This is a genomic window from Microcoleus sp. N9_B4 (assembly GCF_036701635.1).
GTDB lineage: Bacteria > Cyanobacteriota > Cyanobacteriia > Cyanobacteriales > Microcoleaceae > Microcoleus.
Genome location: NZ_JAUBRC010000025.1, coordinates 54758 through 71660, shown reverse-complemented (window position 1 = coordinate 71660; position 16903 = coordinate 54758). Strand labels below are relative to the sequence as shown.

Sequence of the window (16903 nt, the reverse complement as noted above, 5' to 3'; positions counted from 1 at the left end):
TGCTTAATTTTATTCTGTTTCTGGTGAGGACCTTAGTTCTCAAAAATCAGAGGAATTACGCACTCTGACCACAGAAACCGGGTTTTCTAACAGGATTAAAGGTTATAGTCCAGTTTTTCCGTATAAAACCAGGTTTTTGACTCTCCTAGATAACTAAAGCCTTCTTCCTGACATCCGTTACATCCGTTACAGAATCCGTTGCCGAACTTCCTTCTTCCTTCTTCCTTCTTCCTTCCTTCTTCCTTCTTCCTTCTTCCTTCTTCCTTCCGCTTATGATTGACAGAGAATGGTGGACACAACAGTGGTTAGATTTAATCAATACCTACCGCTTCAAAAAGCGGTTAGAACGCGGCTGGCAGTACGCGCGCGAAGGTAAAGTTCTCAGCATTAAATTTCCCAATCAAGAAGTAATTGCCATAGTTCAAGGCACTGATCCAAAACCCTATCAAGTTTCTTTGGGACTCGATACATTGACTGATGAAGATTGGGATTGTGTGATTGAAAATATGTCGCAAAGAGCAGTTTTTTCAGCTAAGCTCTTAGCAGGAGAAATGCCACACAATATTGAAGATGTATTTGCAGCAGCGGGCAAAACGCTATTTCCGTTAAGTTTATCTGATATTCGATCGCGCTGTAGCTGTCCTGACCCGCAAAACCCTTGCAAACACATCAGTGCTGTATACTACTTATTGGGCGATCGCTTCGGCGAAGACCCTTTCGTACTGTTTCAACTGCGGGGGAGAACCAAAGAGCAAATCTTGACAGCACTTCGTCAAAGACGGGGTACGGAAGGAGAGGAAAATACCCAGCTAAACAAGGGTGAAAATTCCCCTACTGCGAATGCTAAATTGCCGAAGGTCGATCGCTTTTGGGAATACAATCAGCAGCTAGAATCATCTTTAGTAGTGATTGTACCGCCGCCCAGCAGCGAAACAGTCTTAGATATCTTAGGCCCAATTCCCCTCGCCACCGACGGAAAAGGAACCGCTAGCAAATCCTCCCCTGCATCTGACGCACTCAAGCAGCATTTTAGCAAAATCTACCAAGCAGTTAGCCAGCAAGCAGTTTTAGCAGCACTGAAACGGGGCGAAGGAGATTAACATAATGTATTCGCAGAGATGATACAAGGGACTATGGCTGATAACAAATCAGGCTTTAATACCCCTTTTATTCTTTAGTCCCTCTCGGGTGGAACGAGAGTTTGTCTAGAATAGATTTCAATCGACGAGTCTTACTTTTTGCAATTTCAGTTTACACTTCCCGCAAATTACTCATAATTTCTATCAATTCCTGGGGGCGTTGAATCAAAAAATCGGGATGGTGTGCAGCCAAAGCCTGCTGAGAATTAAAACCCCAAGCTACAGCAATTACCTTAATTCCGGTTTTTCTAGCAGCTTCTATATCTCTAATTTCATCTCCCACATAAACGACTTCTTTAGCATTTATATGTTCTGTTTTTAGCCATCTATTAATAACTTTATGTTTGCCAAAAGTTGAACCAGAGTAAATAAACGTAAAAGTGTCTTGCAAACCGTTTTTTTCCAGCGAACCCAAGACGTTTTCTCGGGAATTAGATGTGATAATGCCCAGTTGAAATCCCAGTGTTTTTAAATCGAGTAAAACGTCTTTAATCCCCGGAAATAACTGAATGTTGGGAATTTCGCTGCGTAACTCTGCTTTCAACATTCTAATCAACAGCGGGAATTTGAAGATAGAAATTCCCGAATACTGAAGGAGTTGCCAAGAAGTTAAATTGCTCAGTTGAGCGATTTGCTCTTTAGTCGCCGACTTAAAGCCTAATTCTACTGACAAACGGTTGCTGATGCTTAGAAGAATATCGATTGTATCTGCTAAAGTACCGTCAAAATCAAAAATAATTACTTTGGTCATTAGACAATAGCAAATAAGGAACGGGGGCTCATACCATTTTAGATTTTAGATTTTAGATTTTAGATGGGGGAATGACTTACTGCATAATGTATTGGGTCTTGACCATCCTTACACACCCTAGAGTTATTATCTATAGGGTAATGTGCCCCTAAGCACCCTGAGCGCGAACATCTCAACTTTTAAGGGTTAATTTGATTGGCTTTCGCATTTCGCCGCAGCATTTCGGGTTTAATGCGCCGCAGCGCCGAAGCGGTAAATCTGCGGTTCCATTCCTCGTCGGAAATGTCGGCTAATTCTGCAAGTGTCGGCGCTATATTTTCAGGATAAGGCTCAAACTCTGCCACATCAGTTGGTTTAGCAAATCGCTGATTCCAAGGACAAACATCCTGACAAATGTCGCACCCTGCTACCCAACCTTGTAAATTAGATGCAATTTCGTCGGGCAATTTTTCGGCTCGATTCTCGATCGTGTGATAGGCTATACATCGATCGGCATTCACCACAAAAGGCTCAGTAATTGCTCCCGTCGGACACGCCTCAATGCAGCGAGTACAAGTACCGCAATGTTCCGTATGAGACTCATCCGATGCTAACTCCAAATTAGTCAAGATTTCGCCCAAAAACACCCAAGAACCGTATTCGCGCGAAATTACATTACCATTTTTGGCAATCCAGCCAATCCCGGCACGCTGCGCCCACATTTTATCCTGAACCGGCCCAGTATCAGCATAATACCGCGCTTCAATTCCCTCGCCTTGCGATCGTACCCAATTTGCCAAAACCTTCAGTTTTTTGTGCAAAATTCTGTGGTAATCCCGCCCCCAACCGTAGCGAGAGATTTTAGCATATTCGACCCCTGCCTCGACCCCCCCCTCGCACAGGGGATTTTCGGGGCGTTGGTGGGGCGTGTAGTAGTTTATGGCGACACATATTAATGACTGCACCTCTGGCATCACCAATTGAATATCCTGCCGTTTCGGGTTTGCCATCCATGCCATATCCGCCTGATAACCCTTGTCCAGCCAAGCCTGCAATCTTTGTTTTTCTAGATCAAAATCCGCGTCTTTTGAGGCTATCCCCACTTTGTGAAATCCCAACTCAAGGGCTTTTTGCTTAATGCGATCGCTATTAATTGATTTTTTCATCACGTAAGAAACCAATGCACAATTTGTGCCATAAGTCTAGTAACTTTAAGAGTAATTTTGGGCCAGTATTGATAATACTTTGGCAATCTTTATATTTATAAGTTTGAACTCCAAAATGTCAAAAATGTTACATAATTTAATTTAGGGAGAATTCGATTCGCTAATTCAAGTACGCAAGTAAAACCGACAGCGAATCCCACAGCATACATATGGCAGTTAGTATTCAATCAGCTCAATCTATTTTTTCCAACACCGAGATTGCTAGCGTTGTTCCGGCTACCACGGAAGCGTTCTACAAACTCAGCGTTGAAGACCAACTGGCACTGCTCTGGTATGCCTACACCGAAATGGGTGTTTCCATCACCGCCGCCGCCCCAGGAGTAGCCAGCATGGCGCTTGTCGAAGGCATTCTGAGCGAAATCAAGCAAATGTCGCCTGCTGCTCAAAGCAAAACCATGTTTGACCTCGCCAGCAACGCCGACACCACCATAGGTCGGATTTACACTTCTTTGCGCGTCAATACCAAACTCGGTTTCTGGTACGAGTTGGGACAGTTGATGCAACAGGGCGTTGTCGCTCCTATCCCCGCTGGCTATCAAATGTCTCCCGAAGCTACCACAGTTCTCGAAACCATCAAAAAACTCGATCCGGGTCAGCAAATTACCGTACTTCGGAATACCGTAGTTAACATGGGCTATGACCCTGCTTTTAACCAAGAGTACGCCAAACGCTCAGCCCCCCGCAGCACTCCCACTGCTCCAGAAGAGCGGGTGAAAACCCAAATTGAGGGTATCAGCGAGCAGACAGTGCTCAGCTACATCGACTACATGAACGCCTTCGACTTCACCCCAGCCGTCGGTTTATTTGCTGAAGAAGGTGCCCTGCAACCGCCTTTCCAAAAGCCGATCGTTGGTCGCGAAGCTATCCTCAACTATATGCGGGAAGAGTGCATCGGACTGAAAATGATGCCACAGCAAGGCGTATCTGAACCCGCAGAAGATGGCTACCGCCAAGTGAAAGTCACGGGCAAAGTCGAAACTCCCTGGTTCGGCGCGAATGTGGGCATGAACATTGCGTGGCGGTTTTTGCTCGATCCCCAAGGTCAAATTTTCTTTGTGGCGATCGACTTGTTGGCATCTCCTAAAGAATTGCTCAATTTGATGCGTAAATAGAATATTCGGGTTCGGTCTGTCAAACAGACTTGGCCAGAAACCCAGATGCCTTCAGGTGTCTGGGTTTCTATCATTTTAGATTTTAGATTTTAAATTTTAGATTCAAGAATTGAAGGATGGGAAATGACTGATAGTATCAGGGTTTGCAGCTTGGCTACACTTGCATTTTTTGAAAGTAGTCTTGATTTTGGTCGATCGCTCTGAAAGCTGCGATCGACGCTCTCCGGTTCCTCCTTTTTTAGGAGAATTATTTTACTCGATATACTTATATCTTTTGAGGGATTTGCTACGACAAAGAGAATGATTACAGTATACTTATTCCTCTGAAATCATTTGTTTTATGACCGCAACAACTCCACGTATTTTAACTAGCCCTATAACGATTGTCGGCATTACAAATCCAACTGTACTGCGATATTTTGAAACTTTAAACGCGGGCGATTTTGAAGCAACGGCTAATTTATTTGCCGATGATGGGGTTCTGCACGCGCCGTTTGAAGATCCAATTATCGGCAAGATTTCGATCGCCACTTATCTCAAAAAAGAAGCGCGAGGAATGCAGCTAGAACCCCAGAAAGGTGTCAGCCAAATTTTAGAAGATGGCAAAGTAGAAGTTCAGGTCAGCGGCCGGGTGCAAACTTCCGCATTTGGTGTTAATGTCGCATGGCTGTTCTTGCTCAATTCTGACCAACAAATTCTTTCTGTCACGGTCAAACTGTTAGCTTCTCCCCAAGAATTGCTAAATATGCGGTCACATAAGAAATTTGATGTTTGATAATCTGTTTCAAATTTAAATTGTCTATTTTGGTTTGACCTTATGTCCGATCGATTACCCCTAATACGGTAGGGGCGGGTTCACGAAAAATATCTGCCAATAATTGACAATCTCAAAAACTCGCCCTTTTAATCGCGGCCACTCGATCGGACATGATATGACCTGTCGATCGCACGTAATAGCTAAAGTCGTGCGATCGCCAGGTTAATCGGCTCTTTATCGCCAGAATGAGGTAGAAACCGGGTTTTCTATCCAAATCTTTGGTAAAGTGCCACTCACGGTATAAAAATCCCGTTTCTGCGGTATTTGTGCGATCGGGACTTTACCCCTACAATCTTACAGTCTCGCCTTGGGCTGACGCTACTGCACAAAAAAGTGGCTGTCACCGCACCGTGCGACAGACAGCCAAAGCGAGTCAAAAAGTGCATTGTCAATCATTAATCACTCCTGACTAATGACTAACGACTAATTAAGATTTTTCCGGCAAACTCGCTTCCAACTTTAGACAGTTGCGACCGTCTATTTGCAAAGTGTAGTCCACCCGATCCATAAGTCTGCTCATAATCAGCCAGCCGTAGCCGCTTTCCTGTTTAGCTTCCGGCCTCGGGGGATTGTAAGTATCCATTTCGTAACCTTTACCGTAATCCCAAATTTCTAAACCAATATCCCTATTTTTTAAATTCAAGCGAATTAACACGGGCAAATTGGGTTGATCTTTGTGAGCATGGCGGATCACGTTAGAATAGGCTTCTGCTAACACCAAGCGCAAACGATTCGACTGACGCGGCCAATCGACGTGCTCTCCTAGCTCTACTTCCAAACTGCTCAGCAACCAATTTTCAACAATTGTTAAAAACCGCAAGTCGCTTGGCACATGAAGCTCAGTATTCATAAAAAAATCCCGTAAGTTTGAAAACCCCTGTGTCTTCACACCAGGTATGAAACACGACGCGCCGAATGGATTCGGCCTCAATACTTGTCGCTAATCGGGGGATACTAGCCTTTTCTGTTTAAAAATCAGGCATTCGTCAGTCGGTAGAAGGCAGAAGTTAAGAGTATCGTTGAAAACTTTTGTTAGGGGCTTAAAACCCATTAACAATTGATAATTATACCGAGACTGCAAGCAGCGAGGTATAAAAAATCTGTGTTTCAATCCTTTGCTTTTAAGCGTTGGTTTTTTCTGACGAATGCCTTCTACCTTAACCCTTTACAGGTATTTAATCCCCCAGGAAAGCGATTCAGGAAACTAGCTGCGCCATCGCCGGCTAGGTTTTTTACTGTGTTTTTTTACTGTTGACGATCGCGCCGTCCTTTGCAGGACTAATCTATGGGCCGTCAACAAGCAGAGCTTAAGTTTTTTCGGCTCTCACCCCCGACTACGCGTCGGGAGTCGCTGACAGATTCAAAGAACCTCCAGAGAGAGTATGGTTTGGTCGTCTTCCTGAACGGGATTGTCAGCTCGGATGTGAGCCAACAAATTGTCCAAGTTGAAAGAACCAGGTTCCTGAATCAAAAGTTGCCAAAGCCCTTCTTGTTGTAGCATAGAACGGGTTGGTACACCCCCTGCGACCGCTTCAGTAGTCACGCTAGCTTCAGTAATTCCGTCACTCGTCAGCAGAAATACATCTCCTGACTTTAATTCGATCGTACCTGCTTTGCCCCTCCAAACTGGTAGTATCCCCAAAGGAATGCCACGAGCTTTCAGGAAATTCGGCTCGACTGGCGTTTTACCGCTAGCGGCTTGAGCTTTCACCTCCGAGTGAGACCAAACAATCGGGTAAATGTGACCGGCATTAGCAAAAGCTAGGTGTCCCGTTGACGGAGTGTAACGAGCTACAACCATTGTAATAAAATGGTTGTTGCCGATCAGGTCGTCAGACATACTGCTATTCATGTTCTGCATAACTCGATCGGGTTCTGGAGAAACTTCTTGGGAAAGTTCCCGACGCATCACCGAAATCGCGCTCGCCATAAATAGAGCAGCCGGAACTCCCTTACCCGAAACATCTCCCACCGCTATCCAAATATCCCCTTGGGAGTGGACGTAGACTTCAAAAAAGTCGCCACCAACTTCCCGCGCGGGATAACAGCAAGCTTGCACCCTGACAGTTTCAAAATCCGGCCAACTTTGGCGCAACAAGTTTGTTTGGATTTGGCGAGCCACCTCCAACTCGTTTTGCATCTGCTTGGCTAAATCCAGAGTGCGCTGGTAGAGCTTAGCTTGAGACAGGGCCAGAGCAGCTTGAGCTGCTACACCTTCTATTAACTCTATCTCTTCTGCCGACCAAGGGTTAGTGCCACCAATCTGGGACAAAGCCAGTACCGCCAGCAATTCTTGCTGGTAAGTCAGGGGCACGGCAATCTCAACCGAGTTACCATTCTCCCCACTGCTTGAGTTCACTTGAGTTTGGCGGCTGGCTACGGCTTGCACCAGCAAATTTTCATCAAAAGAAAAGCTACTGGTTTCAGAGGTTTGGGCTTGGTAGGGGAAGGTACTCGGTAATAGTCGATCGGCTTCTACCGGCCGCAGCATACAATAGTTGGCCTCAAAAGTTTGACCTACGGTTTGAACAATAGTTTGTACCATACTAGAGTAATCTAGCGACCCGCGAATCACGCTCATTACCTCATTGAACAGAGATTCCTTGCGTAAAGCGCGGCGCAATGCAACGCTGCGCTGCTTGTAGTATTTGTAAGTGTCTGAGGCTTGATTGATCACCAATTTGAGTTCTTCTGGATTCCACGGTTTGGTGATGTATTTGAAAACTTGACCTGAGTTGATGGCCTCAACCAAATCTTCAACATCGGTGTATCCCGTTAACAGAATCCGAATCGTATCGGGAAATCGCTCGACTGTTTTCCCCAAAAACTCGGTGCCATTCATTTCTGGCATCCGCTGGTCAGATATAATCACCGCCATCTCGCCCTGTTCGTCTAGAACTTCCAGGGCGCTGAGGGCGCTATCTGCTTTGTAAACTTGAAAGTCGCGTCGAAACGTCCGGTACAATAAATCCAAGTTGTCGGGTTCGTCATCGACTACCATCAATTTCAGCTTGCTTCCATCTCCCCGACTCATCTTTCTTCCCCCTTGAAAACCCCCACCATAGCTGTAATCAGCAAGGTGGCGGGAGGAAAAGGGGGGCTGGATATATGCAACATATCAGTTACGTCAAGTTGAGTTAAAGAAACCCGTTTTACCTCAAGGTGAGCATTCCTTTCGCACCATCTGTTCGCACAGATGAGAGGCTTTCGATACTGTAACCCGCCTCGGTAGGCCGCTTCAATAGGGAAAATTCCCGAGTCAGCTTTCAGGCTGCGATATGAGCAATGACCTGGTTAGCAGTCGGTACTTTTCTAAACACACCAGCATTCAAAACGGCTAATTAATGCTCTGATTGCAGAGTTCTTAACTAGCTGGGCACTGTCCTCGGTGTGAATTTTAACACTTACTACTAACGGAGGTATTGCTACCTAAGTCTGGTCAACACCGACTGTATTTCAAGCCGCACTGTACCCGGAGGGTTAGTGGTGGGTTGTTGGCGCTATTCCCTACATCTTTGCCGAATCGTACTTGATTGCTGCAAGCAAGTCTCCCTAATCTCTGAACTTTTTGCAGCAAGCATATTACTACTGCCGAATCAAGTTATTCTTTCTGCCAGTCTGAGCTTAGCAGAACGAGAGCGGGGATTTCTAGCGACTTCTTCGGATTGTGGCACGATCGGCTTTTTTGTCAGTACCTGCAAATTGGGTGTTCCTCTGAGTTGGTGCTTGACTGGTCGGTCTTCCAGACTGTGAAATGTAATGATTCCGATTCTCCCACCGGGTTTTAACCACCTTGGGGCTTGGTTGAGGAAAGTTTCTAAAGAAGCGAGTTCGGAGTTGACAGCTATCCTTAAAGCTTGGAAAGTACGGGTGGCCGGATGGATTCTGCCGTTGCGCTGCTTGGGGGGGAAGCTGGAGGCGATCGCCCCTGCAAGTTCTGTTGTAGTTTGAAAAGGGCGCCCTTGCACAATCCGCCTTGCGATGCGCCGCGACAGTCGCTCCTCGCCGTACCTGTAAATAATATCTGCTAGTTTAACTTCTTCCCAGTGGTTGATAATCTCTTCTGCCGTCAAAGATTGCTGCTGGTTCATACGCATATCTAGTTGAGCTGGGTGGCGAAAACTAAATCCTCGTTCCGGTGTATCGAACTGAGCAGAGCTGACGCCCAAGTCTGCTATGATACCATCAAATTCGGCCTCTGGGGACTGATATTCAGCAAAGTTGCCGTGCCAAAACTCAACGGGCGAGTTGGCAAATCGGGCTTGGCAAAAACGGATGGCTTGTTCATCGCGGTCGATCGCCACCACTGTAACATCTGGCGCCGCCGCTAAAATCAAACTCGTGTGTCCGCCGCCCCCAAGCGTCGCGTCCAAATAGTGTCCGCCTGCACGCACAGCCAAACCCGCAATTAATTCTTGACCCAAAACTGGAACGTGATAGGTGTCAATACTGACATCTGATCCAAGGGTCTCCTTCTCAGAGAGCTCGATATCCTTCATAATCTATAACAGCGAAACAAAAATCAACAATAGTCAGTAATCATTAATTCATTTAATTATGTCAAGAATTGAGACTAGAACCGAACCGATGGTGCTCAACATGGGGCCGCACCACCCTTCAATGCACGGGGTACTCCGGTTAATTGTCACCCTGGACGGGGAAGATGTGGTGGACTGCGAGCCAGTTTTGGGCTATCTGCACCGGGGGATGGAAAAAATTGCCGAAAACCGCACCAACGTGATGTACGTGCCCTACGTGAGCCGCTGGGACTACGCTGCGGGGATGTTTAACGAAGCGGTGACAGTGAATGCACCGGAAAAGTTGGCAAATATTGCTGTCCCCAGACGGGCTAGTTATATTCGGGTAATTATGCTGGAGTTGAACCGAATTGCTAACCACTTGATGTGGGTAGGGCCGTTTTTGGCGGACGTGGGCGCGCAAACTCCTTTTTTCTATACTATGCGCGATCGCGAACCAATTCTCGACTTGTGGGAAGCAGCCACAGGTTATCGCATGGTTAATAATAACTATTTCCGCATTGGCGGAGTTGCCGCCGATTTGCCTTACGGTTGGGTAGATAAGTGCCAAGATTTCTGCGATTACTTCCTTCCAAAAATTGACGAGTACGAACGTTTAATTACCAACAATCCAATCTTCCGCCGCCGGATTGAGGGGCTGGGTACTATTTCTCGCAACGAAGCGATTAACTGGGGACTTTCGGGCCCCATGTTGCGCGGTTCCGGCGTAAATTGGGATTTGCGGAAAGTTGACCATTACGAATGTTATGACGACTTCGACTGGGAAGTCTGTACCGAAGCTGCTGGCGATTGTTTAGCCCGGTATTTAGTACGGATTCGGGAGATGCGCGAGTCGGTTAAGATTATCTATCAAGCCTTGAAAGGACTCCCCGGCGGCCCTTACGAGAATTTGGAAGCCAAGCGCTTAGAAAGCGGGCCAAAATCGGAATGGAATGGTTTTGACTATCAGTTTATTGGCAAAAAAGTAGCGCCGACTTTTAAGATTCCCAAGGGCGAACATTATGTCCGCGTTGAAAGCGGCAAGGGTGAGTTGGGGATTTATATTATCGGAGACGACAGCGTGTTTCCTTGGCGCTGGAAGATTCGGGCTGCGGATTTCAATAACTTGCAGATTTTGCCTCACATTGTGCGCGGCGTGAAGATTGCGGATTTGGTGGCAATTTTGGGGAGTATCGACATTATTATGGGCTCGGTTGACAGGTAGACCCGCTGTTAGCAGTAAGGGCTTTAGTTATTAAACGAGTATGACTAAAGCCCTGACTGTTAATAATGATATAGTAAAATTTAAAGAACAAAGAGGTTGCAGAATGAATGTCAGCAAGCAAGAGTTCTACGTCATTATTGAACGAGATGAAGATGGCTATTATGTCGGGGAAGTCCCACAGCTAAAAGCCTGTTATAGCCAAGGAGAGACTATTGATGAGTTGATTGCCAATATTAAAGAAGTTATTGCACTTTGTTTAGAAGAAGAGGGTAATGAAAAATTACCTGAATTTGTAGGTATTCAAAGGGTAATGATTTAATGCCCAAACTACCAGCTTTAACAGGAAATACAGTTATTAGCGCCTTAGAAAATGCAGGCTTTCAGACGATTCGACAAAAGGGCAGTCATGTGCGAATGATCCATGCAGATGGACGGGTAGTAACGATTCCTGTCCATGCTGGCAAAACCATAGGTAGAGGTTTACTCCGCAAGATACTGCGGGATGCAGAACTCACAAGGGAAGAGTTTATAGCACTACTCGAATGATTTTGTTCAGCTTGATTAAGTGCCTCATAAAATTATGACATCCCAGCAATCAGATATTAACGATAGTAACCCGGAACTCTGCGCTTTAATCTGCGAAAGAATTGCCGCCAGTCCCCAGCAGCGTATTACTTTTGCTGAATATATGGATTTGGCATTATATCATCCGCAGCACGGTTATTATAATAGCGATCGCCAGTCGATCGGCAAACAAGGCGATTTTATCACGTCGTCTCATTGGGGTGCTGATTTTGCGGAGGTTTTGGCGGATCAGTTTGTGGAAATGTGGGAATTGCTCGATCGCCCTTTCAATTTCGCGATCGTAGAAATGGGCGCTGGGCGGGGAAATTTTGCCGAAAATGTGCTGCAATATCTGCAACTCCAACATCCCGATTTATTTCATATTTTAGAATACATTATTGTTGAAGTTTCCCCTGTACTCCAAGCGGAACAGCGGCAAATGTTAACCGATATCAAGTGTGTTAAGTGGTGCAATTGGGATGATATAGTTAATAATTCAATTGTCGGTTGTTTCTTTTGTAACGAGTTAGTGGATGCTTTACCCGTGCATCAATTCATTCTGCAAGAAGGGCAAGTTAGGGAGATTTACGTTGTCGCAGATACCCCAAAAAATGAACAAGAAGAGATAAAATTTGTTGAGGTAGTTGGCGAAGTTTCCACCCCTAAAATTGCCGAATATTTGGAGTTTGTAAGCATCGATTTGTCGGCGAGTGTTTATGGGGATGGTTATCGCAGTGAGGTGAATTTGGCGGCTTTGGACTGGATGAGTACAGTTGCTCAAAAGTTGCAGCGGGGATATTTGTTAACTATTGATTACGGCCATCCGGCGCACCGCTATTACAATCCGAGGCGCAGGGAGGGGACGCTACAGTGTTATTATCGTCACCGATATCACAGCAATCCTTATATTAATGTGGGGCGGCAGGATTTAACGGCTCATGTTAATTTTACGGCGTTGGAAAGGCAGGGTGAATTGTGCGGTTTGGATGTGGTAGGGTTTACTCAGCAGGCTTTGTTTTTGATGGCGTTGGGTTTGGGCGATCGCATTGCTTCTTTGTCTACAAATGATGCAGAAGTATTGGATGTGGCAACGTTTTTACGGCGTCGGGAGGCTTTGCATCAACTGATCGATCCGATGGGTTTGGGGGGGTTTGGGGTTTTGGTGCAGTGTAAGGGGTTGAGGGAGGAGGAAAAGGGGAGAATTTTGAAGGGTTTGATGGTGCCTGATAGATTATTTTAGATTGATTATTAACTAATTTAATAGTTGAGATTTTTTGAACTGCTGATTAACGCTGATTAACGCGGATGTAATTTTGATGGATTCTGTATCTACCCCAAATTATTGTCATGCAACCAATACCGGATGATTGAGTTTGCGCGAAGCATACAAAAGAGATGCTCTCAGATCGTCTGCTTCAAGATCGGGCATTTCTTCTAGTATTTGTTCCGCACTCAAACCAGCCACAAATAAGTCCAGTACGTCTGATACCCGAATTCTCATGCCACGAATGCAAGGGCGACCGCCACACTGTCTAGGATTAACCGTGATTCTTGCGAATAGCTCCGACATTAAAGTTAGCTCCTACAACGCCTACTTATAGTATGAATGAGTGCGATCGTAATTGTCAATAACTGGATTCCCATGATTATTAACTAATTAAGCTGTACCAATTACTTTTGTCCTCACTTAAGCGCACTGACTCAGCGGCGGAAATTCCCATTTTCCCGAATATAAAGTAGATGGCAACTTTAAACAATAGGCAGCAGGAACCACCTCAATTAACCACCAATTAAACATATCTCGTTTGGCCACAGCAAAACCAGAAATAGCATCGCCGGTAATGGCATCATACAGAATATCTAAGATGGCATTATAGGCTGTTTTGGTATTGAGTGTTTGCAGCAAGCCATAGAAGATATTATAAGCTTCGTCAGTAGCTTGATATTTTCCAATTTTGTTGATATTAGGAAACAAGGTATCTGCCCAAGTTTCGGGAATTTCACAACCATCCTTCAGCCAACAAGATACAATTGCTTGAACTATATCAGCCTTGTGTTCTTCAGGAAAGTAATGCTTAATCGTCGGTTTAGCTGCTAATGCTATTCCATAAGCCATGTAGACATATCGCTGATGGGATATTGCATCATTAGGCATTCCAAAGGCTGTCATTACTTCTACAAAAGCTTCTTCTACATTGCACTTTCCACCTCGTTCGTATAAATCGTCATATTTTCTGTCCCAAACCGTCTGAAGTGTTTGCTGTAATTGCTCTGGAATAGTTGAGTTGCTGGGCAATTTAAAATCGGTGTAGTGACCTAGATCAAATTTTATCATTGACATTCCCTCCTGATTTATTTTATTTAATCCTAAACCCAGAGCCAGCTAATGTTAAACTTCAGATATACCGCCACATTTGAAATTAACTGCCAACTCTGCTCGGACACCTCTTATTCAGCCCATTTTAATCGTTCTTGAATAGACATACCCTGTAACTTTTTACTCATTTCATATAAATCAACTTTCGGATAATCCCCCTTAAATAGCGGAATTAAAGCCTCAACAACAGCCGCAATTCCCTCCGGCGGCACTGCATTGCCAATCTGCCGCCGCACTTCAGTCGTAGAACCTTCAAAAACAAAATCATCGGGAAATGTTTGTAATCTTGCCCTTTCACGATTTGTCAAAGAACGCGGTTCTAAATAATGATAACCCCAAGTTCCGCCACCTCCACCAGCAATGATTGTCGAAGATGGTTTATCTGGATGAATTCGCCGATAAACGTGACTGATCATGCCTTTGACATAGTATGGACTATCCTTGGGAATATCAGAGAAATTGCCTCCCGGTTTAATTCGATTTAAAATTTCAACGGTGCGGGCTTGAATTTTATGATATTGGTTATTGTCAAGAACTGCTTCCACATTTTTGAGTGCTTCTCCCGCAGTTCGATAAGGATTTTTGCGATTTTGACCGTATTCTGGCTGAGGATGTACAAAGTTAAATCCTGTATCCATCCGAATGCCAACTAATAACACTCTTTGCCGAAATTGCGGAACTCCGTAATCGGCAAAGTTGTAAAGTTTAGGTTTAACTAAATAACCCGGTGCTATACTTTCAAAGTCGGAAATTATTTGTTTGATTGCTTGATAATTATTGGCGCTTAATAAACCTTTGACATTTTCTGCTACAAAAGCTTTGGGCTTTTTTTTGTTGACAAAATCGAGAAAATATGTATATAAATTGCCTCTGGTTCCTTCAAGTCCGGGGCGTTTCCAAATTAGGGAGAAATCTTGACAGGGGAACCCTCCTATACATATTTCTGCTTCGGGAACTTGTGCAATGTCTATATTTTCTATGCTGTCGTTGATGATGACATCGGCGATGTTTCTGCTGAAAGTTTTGCAGGCGTATTTGTTGGAGTCGATCGCCCAAACTACCTCAAATCCGGCTTGGTGGAATGGCAAATCCATGCCGCCGCAACCAGAAAATAAGGATATGAGTCGCGGTTTTTTTGTCCAGGCGATCGCCTGGAGACGTTCGATTAACATAGGAGTGTAAAGTTAGCCAAGGGCGGGCTGGATGCCCGCACCACAAGAGTGTCATCATACCAAAACCCGATCGAACTCGACTCATCAATTGATATTTCACTCTTCATCATCTAACTCGATCCCCGCTTGACGCAGTTTTTCGGCCAATTTTTCAGCGCGGAGGCTTTCGCGATCGGCTCGTTGACGTTCTTGTTCTGTTCGCTTGGCTAATAACTGAAGTCCGCTAAAGAGGACTGAGAAGAAGGCTTTTAAACTCATTAGTCCTCTTCAGAGGACTTTAGCTTTGAGGCAGGGAATTCATTCCCTGCCGGACTTAATATGCAGCAATTATCTTCTGCTGTAGCTCGTTTGTCATTGCTAGTAGTTCTGATTGGGCGATCGCACTTTGTTCACCACTCGCCAACCACTTCAATTGTACCGTCTCGTTTTCAGCTTCCGCATCTCCCAAAACTAAGCACGCAACTGCACCACTGCGATCGGCTCTTTTAAACTGTTTCCCGAAAGCACTACCACTCAAATCTATCTCTACACTAAACCCCGCACTTCGCAATTTTTGAGCTAACAATACCGATTGCTGTTCTGCTTTTTCGCCCCTGGATACCAAATAGAAATCCTGCTTAGAAACGGGCAAAGGTTGCAACTTTTGTAGCAGGATAATCAACCTTTCGATACCCATTGCCCAACCGACTGCCGCCGTATCTGGGCCGCCCAATTCCTTGACTAAACCGTCGTAGCGGCCGCCTCCGCAAACTGTGGCTTGCGCTCCCAAATCGTCGGAGATAATTTCAAAAGCGGTGTAGGTATAGTAATCTAAACCGCGCACTAATCTGGGATTTAACTGATAGCTAATTCCTAAATTTGTGAGCATAAGCTGCACTTGCTCGAAGTGCGATCGCGATTCCTCTCCCAAATAGTCCAAAATACTCGGCGCACCAGCTACAATTTCTTGAGTCCGCTGATTTTTGCTGTCCAAAATCCGCAGCGGATTGCGAGTCAAGCGGTCTTGAGAATCGGCGTCTAATTCGTCTTTGTGCGGTGTAAAATAATCGATCAAAGCTTGCCGATAATTTTGTCGGTCTTCCTTGTTTCCGACAGAGTTAATATCGAGTCGCAAATTTTTTAAACCGATAGTTTGCAGGATATCACAGGCGATCGCAATTACCTCGACATCCGCACGAGGATCGGCAGTTCCCAAAACTTCTACGCCAATTTGGTGAAATTGCCGCATCCGTCCCTGCTGAGGACGTTCGTAGCGAAACATCGGCCCCGCGTACCAAAGACGCTGCAATCCACCTTGAGCTTCTAAACTATTTTGAATAAAAGCTCGCACTACTCCGGCTGTGCCTTCTGGACGCAAAGTAATCGATCGATCGCCCTTATCCTTAAAAGTGTACATTTCTTTGCCCACAACATCGGTAGCTTCGCCGATGCCGCGTTCAAATAAAGATGTCTGTTCAAAAATTGGCGTCCGAATTTCTCGATAAGCCGCTTTTTTCAAAATTGTTCTAGCGATTTCTTCGATATTCTGCCAATATTGAATTTCAGCGGGCAAAATATCCCGCGTTCCCGGTAAAGTTTTAATTGCACTCATTTTGTTAGTCATTAGTCATTAGTCATTAGTCATTAGTCATTAGTCATTAGTTATTAGTTATTAGTTATTAGTTATTAGTTAACAGTTAACAGTCAACAGTCAACAGTCAACAACTAACAATTTCCAATAACTAATGACTTAATAATTCCCACGCTCCGTAACGATCGCCATAATAAGCCAAAATGCGATCGACCCGCTCGCGACCTGCCAAATTGAACCCTTCAGGATACTGTATCCACAAACCCCCAACTTGGCTGTCGTAGTAATCAAACCGCTGCGACTGCTGCGGAATTAAACCGGTTTCCACCCCTTCAACTTGACGCAAATGGATCGCCACTTCGCGATATACCGCCAGCGGCAATCCAGGGCTTTGAATTTGATAGCGGAGTTGTTTTTCTTGTGCCGTTTGCATCATTTCTTTACCTGTCCCCAA

20 protein-coding genes are annotated in these 16903 nt (G+C 45.1%); 8 read left to right on the top strand and 12 right to left on the bottom strand.

The genetic code is table 11. The features are described from left to right. Positions 1 to 95 precede the first annotated feature (95 nt). Entirely contained in the window at positions 96 to 299 is a 204-nt protein-coding gene (locus QUA43_RS17840; protein ID WP_333375632.1) for a hypothetical protein, read from the bottom strand. Here QUA43_RS17840 and QUA43_RS17835 point away from each other — a divergent pair. Continuing rightward, positions 273 to 1100 (top strand): SWIM zinc finger family protein, encoded by an 828-nt coding sequence (locus QUA43_RS17835; protein WP_333375630.1) that lies wholly within the window; start codon positions 273 to 275, stop codon positions 1098 to 1100. The genes QUA43_RS17840 and QUA43_RS17835 overlap by 27 nt on opposite strands. A gap of 151 nt (positions 1101 to 1251) precedes the next feature. Here QUA43_RS17835 and QUA43_RS17830 read toward each other — a convergent pair whose 3' ends face one another. Beyond that, the gene (locus QUA43_RS17830; protein WP_333375628.1) at positions 1252 to 1890 is read right to left on the bottom strand and encodes an HAD-IA family hydrolase; all 639 of its coding nucleotides are present in this window, start codon (positions 1888 to 1890) and stop codon (positions 1252 to 1254) included. Positions 1891 to 2069: 179 nt separating this feature from the next. Next, a complete protein-coding gene (gene queG, locus QUA43_RS17825) occupies positions 2070 to 3035 on the bottom strand; it encodes a tRNA epoxyqueuosine(34) reductase QueG (RefSeq protein ID WP_333375627.1) in 966 nt (321 codons plus the stop codon). A gap of 209 nt (positions 3036 to 3244) precedes the next feature. Here queG and QUA43_RS17820 point away from each other — a divergent pair, with 209 nt between their 5' ends. The 3 genes from QUA43_RS17820 (at position 3245) to QUA43_RS17810 (ending at position 5437) form a co-directional block, all read left to right on the top strand. Then, entirely contained in the window at positions 3245 to 4207 is a 963-nt protein-coding gene (locus QUA43_RS17820; RefSeq protein WP_333375626.1) for an orange carotenoid protein N-terminal domain-containing protein, read from the top strand. Between the two features lie 340 nt (positions 4208 to 4547). Continuing rightward, positions 4548 to 4982, top strand: a complete 435-nt coding sequence (locus QUA43_RS17815; protein WP_333375624.1) for a nuclear transport factor 2 family protein — start codon at positions 4548 to 4550, stop codon at positions 4980 to 4982. Positions 4983 to 5242: 260 nt separating this feature from the next. Beyond that, a complete protein-coding gene (locus tag QUA43_RS17810; protein WP_333375622.1) occupies positions 5243 to 5437 on the top strand; it encodes a hypothetical protein in 195 nt (64 codons plus the stop codon). A 14-nt stretch (positions 5438 to 5451) separates the two neighbouring features. Here QUA43_RS17810 and QUA43_RS17805 read toward each other — a convergent pair whose 3' ends face one another. The 3 genes from QUA43_RS17805 to rsmH all read right to left on the bottom strand — a co-directional run bounded on the left by QUA43_RS17805 (position 5452) and on the right by rsmH (position 9523). Further along, a complete protein-coding gene (locus QUA43_RS17805) occupies positions 5452 to 5874 on the bottom strand; it encodes an ATP-binding protein (RefSeq protein WP_006633914.1) in 423 nt (140 codons plus the stop codon). Between the two features lie 510 nt (positions 5875 to 6384). Then, positions 6385 to 8058, bottom strand: a complete 1674-nt coding sequence (locus tag QUA43_RS17800) for a SpoIIE family protein phosphatase (protein ID WP_333375621.1) — start codon at positions 8056 to 8058, stop codon at positions 6385 to 6387. A 562-nt stretch (positions 8059 to 8620) separates the two neighbouring features. Beyond that, on the bottom strand, positions 8621 to 9523 hold the full coding sequence (gene rsmH / locus QUA43_RS17795) for a 16S rRNA (cytosine(1402)-N(4))-methyltransferase RsmH (protein WP_333375620.1): 903 nt from the start codon (positions 9521 to 9523) through the stop codon (positions 8621 to 8623). A gap of 58 nt (positions 9524 to 9581) precedes the next feature. On the opposite strand from rsmH, the gene QUA43_RS17790 reads away from it, so the two are divergent. Genes QUA43_RS17790 through QUA43_RS17775 form a run of 4 tightly spaced genes read left to right on the top strand, consistent with a single transcriptional unit; the run spans position 9582 to position 12570 of the window. Next, entirely contained in the window at positions 9582 to 10766 is a 1185-nt protein-coding gene (locus QUA43_RS17790) for an NAD(P)H-quinone oxidoreductase subunit H (RefSeq protein WP_333083091.1), read from the top strand. A 40-nt stretch (positions 10767 to 10806) separates the two neighbouring features. Next, on the top strand, positions 10807 to 11085 hold the full coding sequence (locus QUA43_RS17785) for a type II toxin-antitoxin system HicB family antitoxin (RefSeq protein WP_228049875.1): 279 nt from the start codon (positions 10807 to 10809) through the stop codon (positions 11083 to 11085). Beyond that, positions 11085 to 11312, top strand: a complete 228-nt coding sequence (locus tag QUA43_RS17780; RefSeq protein ID WP_333240184.1) for a type II toxin-antitoxin system HicA family toxin — start codon at positions 11085 to 11087, stop codon at positions 11310 to 11312. Before QUA43_RS17785 ends, QUA43_RS17780 begins: the two co-directional genes overlap by 1 nt. 34 nt (positions 11313 to 11346) lie before the next feature. Further along, positions 11347 to 12570: a class I SAM-dependent methyltransferase gene (locus QUA43_RS17775; protein WP_333375618.1), complete on the top strand. Its 1224-nt coding sequence runs from the start codon at positions 11347 to 11349 to the stop codon at positions 12568 to 12570. A 105-nt stretch (positions 12571 to 12675) separates the two neighbouring features. Here QUA43_RS17775 and QUA43_RS17770 read toward each other — a convergent pair whose 3' ends face one another. The 6 genes from QUA43_RS17770 to QUA43_RS17745 all read right to left on the bottom strand — a co-directional run bounded on the left by QUA43_RS17770 (position 12676) and on the right by QUA43_RS17745 (position 16882). Next, complete coding sequence (locus QUA43_RS17770; RefSeq protein WP_333196244.1) at positions 12676 to 12900, bottom strand: DUF433 domain-containing protein; 225 nt, start codon at positions 12898 to 12900, stop codon at positions 12676 to 12678. Between the two features lie 117 nt (positions 12901 to 13017). Beyond that, positions 13018 to 13665 (bottom strand): hypothetical protein, encoded by a 648-nt coding sequence (locus tag QUA43_RS17765; protein ID WP_333375617.1) that lies wholly within the window; start codon positions 13663 to 13665, stop codon positions 13018 to 13020. Between the two features lie 113 nt (positions 13666 to 13778). Further along, the gene (locus tag QUA43_RS17760) at positions 13779 to 14879 is read right to left on the bottom strand and encodes a DNA cytosine methyltransferase (RefSeq protein ID WP_333375615.1); all 1101 of its coding nucleotides are present in this window, start codon (positions 14877 to 14879) and stop codon (positions 13779 to 13781) included. A 96-nt stretch (positions 14880 to 14975) separates the two neighbouring features. Then, the gene (locus QUA43_RS17755; protein WP_333375614.1) at positions 14976 to 15137 is read right to left on the bottom strand and encodes a hypothetical protein; all 162 of its coding nucleotides are present in this window, start codon (positions 15135 to 15137) and stop codon (positions 14976 to 14978) included. Between the two features lie 55 nt (positions 15138 to 15192). Continuing rightward, the gene (gene hisS, locus QUA43_RS17750; protein ID WP_333375612.1) at positions 15193 to 16470 is read right to left on the bottom strand and encodes a histidine--tRNA ligase; all 1278 of its coding nucleotides are present in this window, start codon (positions 16468 to 16470) and stop codon (positions 15193 to 15195) included. 130 nt (positions 16471 to 16600) lie between these two features. Then, on the bottom strand, positions 16601 to 16882 hold the full coding sequence (locus tag QUA43_RS17745; protein WP_333375665.1) for a hypothetical protein: 282 nt from the start codon (positions 16880 to 16882) through the stop codon (positions 16601 to 16603). Positions 16883 to 16903: the final 21 nt, after the last annotated feature.

Coding starts and splice junctions, on each gene's coding strand:
- QUA43_RS17835 (WP_333375630.1), top strand. CDS start 273: ATGATTGACAGAGAATGGTGGACACAACAGTGGTTAGATTTAATCAAT.
- QUA43_RS17830 (WP_333375628.1), bottom strand. CDS start 1,890: ATGACCAAAGTAATTATTTTTGATTTTGACGGTACTTTAGCAGATACA.
- queG (WP_333375627.1), bottom strand. CDS start 3,035: ATGAAAAAATCAATTAATAGCGATCGCATTAAGCAAAAAGCCCTTGAG.
- QUA43_RS17820 (WP_333375626.1), top strand. CDS start 3,245: ATGGCAGTTAGTATTCAATCAGCTCAATCTATTTTTTCCAACACCGAG.
- QUA43_RS17815 (WP_333375624.1), top strand. CDS start 4,548: ATGACCGCAACAACTCCACGTATTTTAACTAGCCCTATAACGATTGTC.
- QUA43_RS17805 (WP_006633914.1), bottom strand. CDS start 5,874: ATGAATACTGAGCTTCATGTGCCAAGCGACTTGCGGTTTTTAACAATT.
- QUA43_RS17800 (WP_333375621.1), bottom strand. CDS start 8,058: ATGAGTCGGGGAGATGGAAGCAAGCTGAAATTGATGGTAGTCGATGAC.
- rsmH (WP_333375620.1), bottom strand. CDS start 9,523: ATGAAGGATATCGAGCTCTCTGAGAAGGAGACCCTTGGATCAGATGTC.
- QUA43_RS17790 (WP_333083091.1), top strand. CDS start 9,582: ATGTCAAGAATTGAGACTAGAACCGAACCGATGGTGCTCAACATGGGG.
- QUA43_RS17785 (WP_228049875.1), top strand. CDS start 10,807: ATGACTAAAGCCCTGACTGTTAATAATGATATAGTAAAATTTAAAGAA.
- QUA43_RS17780 (WP_333240184.1), top strand. CDS start 11,085: ATGCCCAAACTACCAGCTTTAACAGGAAATACAGTTATTAGCGCCTTA.
- QUA43_RS17775 (WP_333375618.1), top strand. CDS start 11,347: ATGACATCCCAGCAATCAGATATTAACGATAGTAACCCGGAACTCTGC.
- QUA43_RS17770 (WP_333196244.1), bottom strand. CDS start 12,900: ATGTCGGAGCTATTCGCAAGAATCACGGTTAATCCTAGACAGTGTGGC.
- QUA43_RS17765 (WP_333375617.1), bottom strand. CDS start 13,665: ATGATAAAATTTGATCTAGGTCACTACACCGATTTTAAATTGCCCAGC.
- QUA43_RS17760 (WP_333375615.1), bottom strand. CDS start 14,879: ATGTTAATCGAACGTCTCCAGGCGATCGCCTGGACAAAAAAACCGCGA.
- QUA43_RS17755 (WP_333375614.1), bottom strand. CDS start 15,137: ATGAGTTTAAAAGCCTTCTTCTCAGTCCTCTTTAGCGGACTTCAGTTA.
- hisS (WP_333375612.1), bottom strand. CDS start 16,470: ATGAGTGCAATTAAAACTTTACCGGGAACGCGGGATATTTTGCCCGCT.
- QUA43_RS17745 (WP_333375665.1), bottom strand. CDS start 16,882: ATGCAAACGGCACAAGAAAAACAACTCCGCTATCAAATTCAAAGCCCT.